Below are 9,526 nucleotides of genomic sequence, written 5' to 3'. Positions count from 1 at the left end.
CCGTACCGGCGGTCACGCACCGCCGGTACGGCGCACGTCAGCCCTCGCGCCGGGACCGCCAGAGCAGCCAGATGAAGTACGGCGCGCCGATCACGGCCGTGAGCAGCCCGACCGGGATCTGCGCCGGGGCGATGACCGTCCGGCCGACCACGTCGGACACGACCACCAGCAGCGCCCCGAGCAGCGCGCTCACCGGAATGACCCGCGCATGGCTCCGGCCCACCAGGGCGCGGGCCGCGTGCGGAGCGACGAGGCCGACGAACCCGATCACGCCGACCGCCGCGACGGCACCCGCCGTCAGGAGGACGGCGAGGCTCAACAGCGCCAGCCGGGTGGCCCCGATCCGCACACCGAGCAGGGCCGGCGTCTCGTTGTCCAGCCCGATCAGGTCCAGTTCGCGGCGCATCACCACGAGGACGGGCAGCGCCACGACCAGCCCCGCCAGCACCGGAACCAGCTCGGGGAACGTCCGCCCGTACGTCGAGCCGCCCAGCCAGGCCAGCGCCTTCGTCTCGTTGTACGGATCGGTGAGCACGATCAGCAGACTCACGAACGCGCCCGCACCCGCGTGCACACCCATGCCGATGAGCACCAGACGGTTCTGTTCCAGGCCACGGCGTGAGGCCAGACCGAACACCAGCGCCGCCGCTGCCGCCGCACCGGCCAGCGCGGAGCCGCCGATCAGCCAGAAGCTCGCCAGCGGTACGACGGTGAGGACGGCGACCGCCCCGACCCCGGCCCCGCTGACGACCCCGAGGACGCCCGGCTCCGCGAGCGGGTTGCGCGACACCGCCTGGACGACGGCGCCCGCGACCGCCAGCGCCGCACCGGCCAGTAGGGCGGCGGCCACCCGGGGAACCCGCGTGTCCAAGACGTAACTGACGAACTGTCCCGACCGGCCGGCGAGCCAGTTGCCCACATCGCCCAGCAGCAGCGTCGCGTCGCCGAAGAGCGTCGCCACCACCACCGCGCCGAGCAGCCCCACGACCGTGGCCACCAGAGTGAGGACGAACGCGCGCCGGCTGCGCAGCTTGGCGAACGCCGTCGAGCCGCTGTCCGTGCCCATGTCGCGCGACCGGTAGGCCAGGACGATCAGCACGAGCGCGCCGAAGCAGGTCGTGACGATGCCGGTGGGCACCTCGGCCCCCGCCTGGGCGCCGAACACCGCGCGCAGCAGCACATCCGCGCCGAGCACCACGAGCACGCCCGCGAGCGCCGACGCGGGGATGAACGCGCGGTGCCGGACCAGGCCCGGGATCCAGGTGCTGAGCAGCCGGACCGCCGCGGGCGCGCACAGGCCGACGAAGCCGACCGGCCCCGCGACCGCCACCGACACCGCCGCCAGCAGCACCGCGAGGATCACGGCGACGCTGCGCGTCAGCCGGGGGCTCACCCCCACGACCGCCGCACCGTCGTCGCCGAGGGCGAGGATGTCGAGGCGCCGGCCCAGCAGCATGAGCCCGGCGAACGCCACGAGGGCCACCGGGGTGAGCCGGTCGATGGACTGCATGCCGATCTGGGCGAGCGAACCGTTGCCCCAGGCGAAGAGACCGGTCGTCTGCTGGGAGCGCAGGAGCAGCAGCATCCCGCTCAGCCCGGACAGCGCGAGCGTGAGCGCGGATCCCGCCAGCACCAGCCGGATCGGCCCGGCCCCCGCCCGGGACAGGCCGAGCACGACGGCCGCCGCGCAAAGCCCCCCGAGAAACGCCGTGGCCCCGGCCGGCAGCGCGGGCAGCGTGATCCCGAACGCGGCGACGGTGACCACCGCGAGATACGCGCCCGCGTTCACGGCCAGCGTGTCGGGGGACGCCAGCATGTTGCGCGACACCGACTGGAGGGCCGCGCCCGCCGCGCCGAGCGCGCAGCCGACGAGGAGGCCCGCGGCGAGCCGGGGCAGCCGGGAGTCCAGGACCACGGCGGCCGTCTGCTCGTGGGCACTGCGGTCGGACGTGGCCCCGGTGGCCAGTTGCCAGAGCGTGTGCAGATCGACGGCGGCGGTGCCCTGGCTCACGTGCGTGAGCGCGAGGGCGGCCAGGGCGACGATCCCCGCGAGCGCAAGGAGGAACATCCGGCCGCGGCGGGCCGGTGGGCCGGCCGCCGCCGGGGACACGTCCCCGGCCGGACCGGCCGCGCCCGCCACCCTCTTCACGGGGGCGGGCGGGGCGGTTGGGGTGCGGGTGCTCATCGTCAGGCGGTCAGCGCGCCGACGAGGGCGTCGATGTACTCGCGCATCGACGCGGTGCCGCCGAACATCCAGATGCCGTCGGGCAGCCGGTGGACCTCGTCGTTCTTGACGAACGGGAGGGACTTCCAGACCGCGTTGTCCTTGAGACCGTCGGCGAACGGGTCGCCGCCGTCGGAGTCGTTGGCGATGTACGCGAACTGCGCGTCGCCGATCTTCGTGAGGCCCTCGACGTCCGTCGCCGCCAGGCCGTAGGCCTTGTCGCCCTCCAGCTTCCACGGGTCGACGAGGCCGAGTTCGGTGTTCACGTCGGAGAGCAGCGAGCCCTTGACGTACGGGCGCACCGAGACCTGGTTGCCTTCCTGCCAGCCGTCGGCGAAGGCGACCTTCTCGCCGTCGAGCCCGGCGTCCGCGAGCTTCTTCTTCCCGTCCTCGACCGCCTTGCGGAAGGAGGCGATCTCGGACTTGGCCTTGTCCTCGGTGCCGGTGGCCTGTCCGATGAGCTCGACGGTGTCGACCATCTGGTCGATCTGCCGGCTCGCGTCGGCCGAGCGCACCACCGCGACCGGGGCGGCCTTCGACAGCTGCGCGATGGCGGAGTCGGACAGGTCGGTGGTGGCGACGATGAGGTCGGGCTTGAGACCGGCGACGGTGGCGACGCTGGGCTCGCCTCTGGTGCCTATGTCCTTGACGCCCTTGGTGAGCGGGGCCGCCGTGTCGTACGCGGTGTAGCCCTTGACGTCGGCGACGCCGACCGGCTGGACGCCGAGGGTCACGAGCGTCTCGACGACGTTCCACTCGGTGCCGACGACGCGCTTGGCCGGCCCGTCGAGCGTGATCTTCTTGCCGCGGGAGTCGGTGATGGTCACCGCGCTGTCCCCGGCGGACTCCTTCTTCTGCGCCTCGGTGGTGCCGCAGGCCGTGAGGGCGAGCGCGGCCGCGGCGGCGAGGACGGGCCAGGTCAGGTGCTGGTTCTTCATGAGGGTGTTCAGGGCCTTTCGGTACGCAGGTGGTGGCGGCCGACCGCGCGGGTGCGCGGGGTGCCGGTGGAGGAGTCGGGTTCGACGTCGATGCGGATGCCGTAGGCGTCGCTGAGCCGCTCGGGGACGTACACCTCGCCGGGCGTTCCCGCGGCGACGATCCGCCCGGACGAGAGGAGGACGACCTGGTCGGCCACGGCGGCGGCCTGGTCCAGGTCGTGGAGCACGACCCCGACGGTGACGCCGTGGGTGTCGGCGAGATCGCGGACGAGGTCGAGGATCTCCACCTGGTAGCGCAGGTCGAGATAGGTGGTGGGCTCGTCGAGCAGGAGCACGTCGGTGTCCTGGGCCAGGCAGCAGGCGAACCAGACGCGCTGCAACTGCCCGCCGGAGAGGCTCTCCACCCCGCGGTCGGCGAACTCGGTGAGGTTCGTGACGGTCAGCGCGTGCTCGACCATCCGGGCGCCGTCCGGGTCGGCCCCCCGGATCCGGCCCCGGTAGGGGTGCCGGCCGAATCCGACCACATCGCGCACGCTGAGCCCGGCCGGTGCGTTGCGGCTCTGCGCGAGCAGGGTGACGCGGCGGGCGAAGTCGGAGCGCGACAGGGCGAGGGCGTCGACGGGCATGGCGTCCTCGGCCTGGCCGGCTACGGTCACCCTGCCGGTACGGGCCTTGTGCAGCCGGGCCACGGCCCGCAACAGGGTGGACTTCCCGCTGCCGTTCGGCCCGATGAGCGCGGTGACTCGACCGCGCGGCAGCCTGAGGTCGGCGCCGTGCACGACGTCGGTACCGTCGTACGCGATCGTCATGTCGCGGGCGTCGAGGCCCGCGTCGTCGGCGGGCCGTGCGGTGGCACCGGCAGCCGGCGCGGAGCGCCGTGGCGGTGGGTCTTCTCGGTCGAGGGCAGGAGCGATCACGAGCGTGAGGTTAGCCTAACCTAAATTACCCTGGTCAAGGGGGATTCGGAATCGTGTCCTCCGCGTGACCCGCAGGCGGCTCCGCCCATCGGCCGGCGGTCGCCGACGAGGTGCGGTCGGAGGGTGTCGAGTCGGCCCCGGGCCTCGGATGGCGGTACTTTCCGGCCGAAGCGGCGGTTTGGCGCACCGGGACGCTCCGGCGTATCCGCAGGTCAGGCGGTCGTTTCGGATTGAACTGCCGAAGTCCGTCCATATGGTGGACGCTTCACGCGGGGCCTCTGAGCTGCCCGAATGACCATTCGGTCGGCTCGAACATCCGTCTGCGGCTGGAAGGTGGCCGTCGATGTGCGCCTACTTTCCGCATGCGTAAGACTCCTGACCGCAATCAGGCACCCGACCAAGGAGTTTTCACCAATGCGCCGCAACCCTCACGCCATCTTCGCAACCATCACGGCGAGCACGCTTCTGTTCGGTGGTCTCGTGACCGCCACCGCGCAGGCCGCACCGGCGAAGGCGGAGAGCCTCTACGCACCCTCCGCGCTCGTCCTCACCGTCGCCCGGGGCGAGGACCAGCTGACCGCCACCGTCGAGCGGGCCGTGACGCTCGCCTGCGCCCCCACCGCCGAGGGGACGCACCCCGCTCCCGCCGAGGCCTGCAAGGAACTGGCCGCGGTCCAGGGCAAGTTCTCCGAACTCACCGCCGGCCCGTCGAACCGGACCTGTACCCGCCAGTGGGATCCGGTCGTGGTGGCCGCCCACGGCGTCTGGCAGGGCAAGCCGGTCCAGTTCAGCACCACCTACGGCAACGCCTGCGAGATGGCCGGCAGCATGAACGACAACGCCGTGTTCGCGTTCTGATCCACCGGGGCGTGCCGACGCCGGGGTGACGGGGTACGACACCGTCACCGCCCGGCCCTGTACCGGCTGTTCCGCCCCGTCCGGCGTGCCCCGCACACGCCGTCCCCGTCCACGACGACCGGGAGTCCTGCGGTCGCCCCAGCCGTTCCGCCGCGGCCGGCAGCGACCCGTCCCGGTCGGTGGTCGCCGGCCCCGTCCGACCCCGGGCGCGTCCCTCGCTAGTCGGAGGACTCCTGCGTCACCCGGGTTCCGGGATGGCGCAGCGAGATCAGGAACGCGATACCCAGGGCGATGGCCATGCCGTAGAACACCCACTGGTTCGCCTCGGCGAAGTCCATCCGGATCGCCGACATCGAGTCCCGTACGGTCTCCGCAACCGGTCCCGAGCCGGAGGGCCCCCGGGAGTCCGCCTGTCCGGTCACCGACTGGGCGATGGACTCGGCGGCATCCTGCGACGCCGCGTCCGGCACCCCCTTGTCCCGCAGGGTCTCGTCCACCTTGGTGATCGTCGTATGGGTCAGCATGGTGCCGTAGACGGCCAGGCCGATGCTGGCCGCGAAGTTGCGCACGGTCTGGGTGATGCCGGTGACCTCGCCGTAACTGGCGTCGATCGCCCGGTTCACCGCGTCGGTCGAAGCCGGCGCCAGCAGCAGTCCGATGCCCGCGCCGGCCATGGCCGCGTACAGCCACTGGTCGTGCATGGACAGCGTCGTCAACTTCCCCGCCCACAGGGCGAACCCGACCGCGCCGAGCGCCGTGCCGAGCTTCATCGCCGGACGGGCTCCGCGCTTGTCGAGGATCCGGCCGCCCCACTGGGAGGCCAGCCCGAAACCGATGAAGAAGTACAGGAGATACAGTGCCGCCTGGTTCGGCGACGCGCTGAGCGAGACCTGGGCGTAGACGGAGGCGAAGAAGAAGACCGGGACGAACGCCATCATGGCGAAGAACAGCACGGCGTTGTCGACGCTGAACGCCAGGTCACGGAAGACCCGCAGCTTGATCAACGGGAAGCGGGTGCGCAGCTCGAACCGGCAGAAGACCGCCAGCACCACAAGACCGCCCGCGATACAGGCCCAGGTGGCGACGGAGTCCCAGCCCCACGTCGACGCCTGCTGCAGACCCAGCACCGTCAGCCCCATGCCGACGGCGACCAGGGCCGCTCCGGCCAGGTCCAGCGGCTCGCGACGGGCCCGGTCCGGGATGCGTGCCATGAGGGCCAGTACGATCGCGATGACCGCGATCGGAACGTTGACCCAGAAGATCGCCCGCCACGTCCACGCGGTGAGCCAGCCGCCGAGCAGCGGCCCGACCGCCGTGAGCGCCCCGGAGACCCCGAAGAAGAGCGCCAGCGCCCGCCCGCGCCGCTCCACCGGGAACACGGCGATGACCACGGCGAGCGCGGCGGGGAACATCAGGGCCGCGCCGATGCCCTGGACGGCCCGGAAGCCGATCAGCCAGGCCTGCGCGATGTCGCCGGAGGGCACCGCGCCGCAGAGCGCGGAGGCGATGACGAAGACGAGCGTGCCGATCAGCATCACGCGGCGGTGGCCGAAGATGTCGGACAATCGCCCGCCGAGCGCGAAGAAGGCGGCCAGGGTGAGCAGATAGGCGTTGACGACCCACTGCATCTGCGAGGAGGTGAGCCCGAGTTCGTCGATGATGTCCGGGGCGGCGATCGCGACGATGGTCTGGTCGATGAAGGTCATCGACACGGCGAACAGCATGGCCGCGAGAGCGAGGCCCTGGTTCGGCGGGCGGCCCCGTCGACCCGCAGTTCCCGGGTCCGACGAGGCCGGACCGGGGGCGCTCTTCTCCGGGATGTCTCTGCCCATGCGTCCATGGTCCCCGGGGTGCCGTGGTGATGCATCCCGAGCCGCGAACGCGGCCCCGCCGCGGGGGTGGGGACGTCGCGCGCTACTTGCCCGCGGCGGATCCGGAGTACGGGAGGAGGGCCATCTCGCGGGCGTTCTTGATGGCCGCGGCCATCTGGCGTTGCTGCTGGGCGCTGATCCGGGTGACCCGGCGGCTGCGGATCTTCCCCCGGTCGGAGATGAACCGCCGCAGCAGATCGGTGTCCTTGTAGTCGATGTACGTGATCCCGGCGGCATCCAGGGGGTTCGGCCGGTTCTTGAGCGGCTTGCGGGGGTCCTGCTGACGTGCCATGAGGCTTCCTCGTGTTCGGTGTGCTGGGGGTGGTGGGTGCGCTGGGGGCGGTGGGTGTGCTTGGAGTGGTGAGGTGTGGTGGGTGTGCCGGGTGTGGGTGCGGGGTCAGTGGACCGGGTCGAGGAGCGCGTCGAACGCGGCGGGCAGGCTCTTCCACGCCTCCCGGCCCGACCCGTACTCCTCGTCCGTGAGCAGGCACGAGTCCAGCAGACCGGACAGTCCCTCGCGGTCGAGGCCGGGGGAGACGAAGACCAGGTGCTGGCAGCAGTCGCCGTGCTCGGGATGCCAGTCCAGTGCGGCGGCCGCCCGCCGGTAGGGCGGCACCATGGACCAGGCGGCGTCCGGGAGCGAGGCGAGCCAGGGGCCGGTGTTCTCCACGCAGAGCGCGCCGCCCGCGGCATCCCAGGAGAGCAGGGTGTCGGGCCGGTCCGCGAGCCAGAACCGGCCCCGGCTGCGGGCCGCCGCGCAACTCAGGTCCTCCAGAGCGTCGAGCAGGCGCTCGGGGTGGAAGGGCCGGTGCCGCCGCCACACCAGCGTGCCCACCCCGGCCTCCTCCGCCTCCTGCGGCAGCAGGGCGCAGGCCGGATGCTGGCCCGCTGCCGCCGCCTCCACGTCGAACCCGGCGAACGCGAGCCGGGCCAACTCCGCCGATCCGGCCTGTGCCTGACGAGCCGTCGGGTTCAACTGCCGGATCAGCGCGCGGTCCTCGTCGTCGGCCGCCAGGCTCGCCGCCACGGCCAGGACGGGGGCGTACTCCACCTGCCGGGCCCAGGTGTCGCCGATGGTCCGCTGGTCGGCCGGCGCGGCCGCGAGTCCGGCCTCGGCCAGGTCGTCGCCGTTGGAGAGGCAGGGCAGGACGAGTGCGGGGTCGACCGCCGCGAACACGCCTGTCACCTCGGCCGCGTCGGTGTGCGCGGCGATCACCTCGGCCATGGACTTCGGCTCGACCGAGTCCCACAGCTCCAGGACGGCGAGCCGGGTCACCCCGTCCGCCGCCAACCGTTCGAGTTCCGGGACGAGGTCCTCGCGCAGCGCGCAGCAGGCGCACGCGTTCACCAGCGGCGCTTCGCCGGAGGCCAGCTCGCCGCCGGCGTCCCGCAGGGAGCGGCGGACCGTCCCGCCGGTGGCCGTCGACAGGTCGTGGTGGAGCGCGACGCTGTGCGGTACGTCCCGCAGCAGCCCTTCCACCACGTCGCGGCGCGCCTCGGAGTGCAGGCCGCAGACGATGACGACGGGCAGTTTCGTGCGGTGCTCGCTCACCGGGCCTCACCGCGTCCGTAGCGGCGCTCGAAGCGCTCGACGCGTCCGGCGGTGTCCAGGACGCGGGCGGTGCCGGTGTAGAAGGGGTGGCTCGCGGAGGAGATCTCCACGTCGACCACCGGGTAGGTGTTGCCGTCCTCCCAGGTGACGGTGCGGTCGCTGCTCATGGTCGAGCGGGTCAGGAACGCGAAGTCGGCGGCCTTGTCGCGGAAGACGACGGGACCGTAGGAGGGGTGGATTCCGGGCTTCATGACGGTGTCCTCGGGGGGCTTCAGGGGCGGGACGGGGCGGGGTGGAGCGGGCGTCGGGGGAGTGCTTCAGCGCTCTTCGCGGAAGTCGACATGGCGGCGGGCGACCGGGTCGTACTTGCGCAGCACCATCCGGTCGGGGTCGTTCCGCCGGTTCTTACGGGTGACGTAGGTGTAGCCGGTCCCCGCGGTGGAGCGGAGCTTGATGATCGGGCGTACTTCGTTGCGAGCCATGGGCGCTACTATATGGCAATGGTTTCCATTTTCAATAATGGATGCGTCGAAGGAGAGGCAGGTAACTTTCATGTCCGCCCACTGCCAACTGACCGGCTCCAAGCCGGGATTCGGCAACAACATCTCCCACTCGCACCGCCGGACGTCCCGCCGGTTCGACCCGAATATCCAGCGCAAGCGGTACTGGTTGCCCGGCGAGGGGCGCTATGTGCGCCTCACGCTGAGCGCCCGGGCGATCAAGACCGTGGACAGCATCGGCATCGAAGCCGCGGTCGCGCGCGTCCGCGCGCGGGGAGGGAAGGTCTGATGGCGAAGAAGAGCAAGATCGCCCAGAACGACAAGCGCCGGGCGACCGTCGAGCGCTACGCGGCCCGCAGGGCCGAGCTCAAGGAGATCATCCGCCGGCCCGGTACGCCGGAGGCTGAGCGGGTCGCGGCCGTCGAGGAGTTGCGACGTCAGCCGCGCGATGCCAGCGCCACCCGGGTCCGGAACCGGGACAGCGTCGACGGCAGGCCCCGGGGGTACCTGCGCAGGTTCGGCCTCTCCCGGGTCCGGATGCGTCAGCAGGCCCACGCGGGATTTCTGCCGGGTGTGACCAAGTCCTCCTGGTGACGCCGGCCGCCGTCCCGGCGCCCCGGGGCTGAGCGCGTCGCAGGGGCGGGTGGTGGCACGGCGGACCTCGCC

At 72.1% G+C, this 9,526-nt stretch carries 11 protein-coding genes; 3 read left to right on the top strand and 8 right to left on the bottom strand.

All coding sequences use genetic code 11. The features are described 5' to 3' along the window. Positions 1–37: 37 nt before the first annotated feature. Genes ACFWM7_RS29960 through ACFWM7_RS29950 form a run of 3 tightly spaced genes read right to left on the bottom strand, consistent with a single transcriptional unit; the run spans position 38 to position 4,079 of the window. A complete protein-coding gene (locus ACFWM7_RS29960) occupies positions 38–2,185 on the bottom strand; it encodes an iron ABC transporter permease (RefSeq protein WP_383266442.1) in 2,148 nt (715 codons plus the stop codon). A gap of 2 nt (positions 2,186–2,187) precedes the next feature. After that, positions 2,188–3,162: an iron-siderophore ABC transporter substrate-binding protein gene (locus ACFWM7_RS29955; RefSeq protein ID WP_383266440.1), complete on the bottom strand. Its 975-nt coding sequence runs from the start codon at positions 3,160–3,162 to the stop codon at positions 2,188–2,190. A gap of 8 nt (positions 3,163–3,170) precedes the next feature. Then, positions 3,171–4,079, bottom strand: coding sequence for an ABC transporter ATP-binding protein (locus ACFWM7_RS29950; protein ID WP_383266437.1), 909 nt, complete (start codon positions 4,077–4,079; stop codon positions 3,171–3,173). Between the two features lie 414 nt (positions 4,080–4,493). Between ACFWM7_RS29950 and ACFWM7_RS29945 the strand changes: the two genes are divergently transcribed. Then, positions 4,494–4,937 (top strand): subtilase-type protease inhibitor, encoded by a 444-nt coding sequence (locus ACFWM7_RS29945; RefSeq protein ID WP_383266435.1) that lies wholly within the window; start codon positions 4,494–4,496, stop codon positions 4,935–4,937. Positions 4,938–5,155: 218 nt separating this feature from the next. Here ACFWM7_RS29945 and ACFWM7_RS29940 read toward each other — a convergent pair whose 3' ends face one another. The 5 genes from ACFWM7_RS29940 to rpmG form a co-directional block, all read right to left on the bottom strand. Next, the gene (locus tag ACFWM7_RS29940; RefSeq protein WP_383266432.1) at positions 5,156–6,769 is read right to left on the bottom strand and encodes an MFS transporter; all 1,614 of its coding nucleotides are present in this window, start codon (positions 6,767–6,769) and stop codon (positions 5,156–5,158) included. An 82-nt stretch (positions 6,770–6,851) separates the two neighbouring features. Beyond that, positions 6,852–7,100, bottom strand: a complete 249-nt coding sequence (gene rpsR / locus ACFWM7_RS29935; protein ID WP_205083147.1) for a 30S ribosomal protein S18 — start codon at positions 7,098–7,100, stop codon at positions 6,852–6,854. A gap of 105 nt (positions 7,101–7,205) precedes the next feature. Beyond that, positions 7,206–8,360: a CobW family GTP-binding protein gene (locus tag ACFWM7_RS29930; RefSeq protein WP_383266429.1), complete on the bottom strand. Its 1,155-nt coding sequence runs from the start codon at positions 8,358–8,360 to the stop codon at positions 7,206–7,208. Then, positions 8,357–8,611, bottom strand: a complete 255-nt coding sequence (locus ACFWM7_RS29925) for a type B 50S ribosomal protein L31 (RefSeq protein ID WP_383266426.1) — start codon at positions 8,609–8,611, stop codon at positions 8,357–8,359. Before ACFWM7_RS29925 ends, ACFWM7_RS29930 begins: the two co-directional genes overlap by 4 nt. Before the next feature lie 66 nt (positions 8,612–8,677). Beyond that, positions 8,678–8,842 (bottom strand): 50S ribosomal protein L33, encoded by a 165-nt coding sequence (rpmG, locus tag ACFWM7_RS29920; RefSeq protein WP_269726976.1) that lies wholly within the window; start codon positions 8,840–8,842, stop codon positions 8,678–8,680. A 70-nt stretch (positions 8,843–8,912) separates the two neighbouring features. Between rpmG and rpmB the strand changes: the two genes are divergently transcribed. Then, positions 8,913–9,149 carry a 50S ribosomal protein L28 gene (gene rpmB / locus ACFWM7_RS29915; RefSeq protein WP_383266423.1) on the top strand — a complete coding sequence of 79 codons (237 nt, stop codon included), beginning with the start codon at positions 8,913–8,915 and terminating at the stop codon, positions 9,147–9,149. After that, a complete protein-coding gene (rpsN, locus tag ACFWM7_RS29910; RefSeq protein WP_383266420.1) occupies positions 9,149–9,454 on the top strand; it encodes a 30S ribosomal protein S14 in 306 nt (101 codons plus the stop codon). Before rpmB ends, rpsN begins: the two co-directional genes overlap by 1 nt. Positions 9,455–9,526: the final 72 nt, after the last annotated feature.

The sequence above is a fragment of the Streptomyces sp. NPDC058375 genome, assembly GCF_042723425.1.
GTDB lineage: Bacteria > Actinomycetota > Actinomycetes > Streptomycetales > Streptomycetaceae > Streptomyces > Streptomyces durocortorensis.
The sequence above is the reverse complement of the archived record's forward strand: the minus strand, read 5'-3'. Positions and strand labels throughout refer to the sequence as shown.

Coding starts and splice junctions, on each gene's coding strand:
- ACFWM7_RS29960 (WP_383266442.1), bottom strand. CDS start 2,185: ATGAGCACCCGCACCCCAACCGCCCCGCCCGCCCCCGTGAAGAGGGTG.
- ACFWM7_RS29955 (WP_383266440.1), bottom strand. CDS start 3,162: ATGAAGAACCAGCACCTGACCTGGCCCGTCCTCGCCGCCGCGGCCGCG.
- ACFWM7_RS29945 (WP_383266435.1), top strand. CDS start 4,494: ATGCGCCGCAACCCTCACGCCATCTTCGCAACCATCACGGCGAGCACG.
- ACFWM7_RS29940 (WP_383266432.1), bottom strand. CDS start 6,769: ATGGGCAGAGACATCCCGGAGAAGAGCGCCCCCGGTCCGGCCTCGTCG.
- rpsR (WP_205083147.1), bottom strand. CDS start 7,100: ATGGCACGTCAGCAGGACCCCCGCAAGCCGCTCAAGAACCGGCCGAAC.
- ACFWM7_RS29925 (WP_383266426.1), bottom strand. CDS start 8,611: ATGAAGCCCGGAATCCACCCCTCCTACGGTCCCGTCGTCTTCCGCGAC.
- rpmG (WP_269726976.1), bottom strand. CDS start 8,842: ATGGCTCGCAACGAAGTACGCCCGATCATCAAGCTCCGCTCCACCGCG.
- rpmB (WP_383266423.1), top strand. CDS start 8,913: ATGTCCGCCCACTGCCAACTGACCGGCTCCAAGCCGGGATTCGGCAAC.
- rpsN (WP_383266420.1), top strand. CDS start 9,149: ATGGCGAAGAAGAGCAAGATCGCCCAGAACGACAAGCGCCGGGCGACC.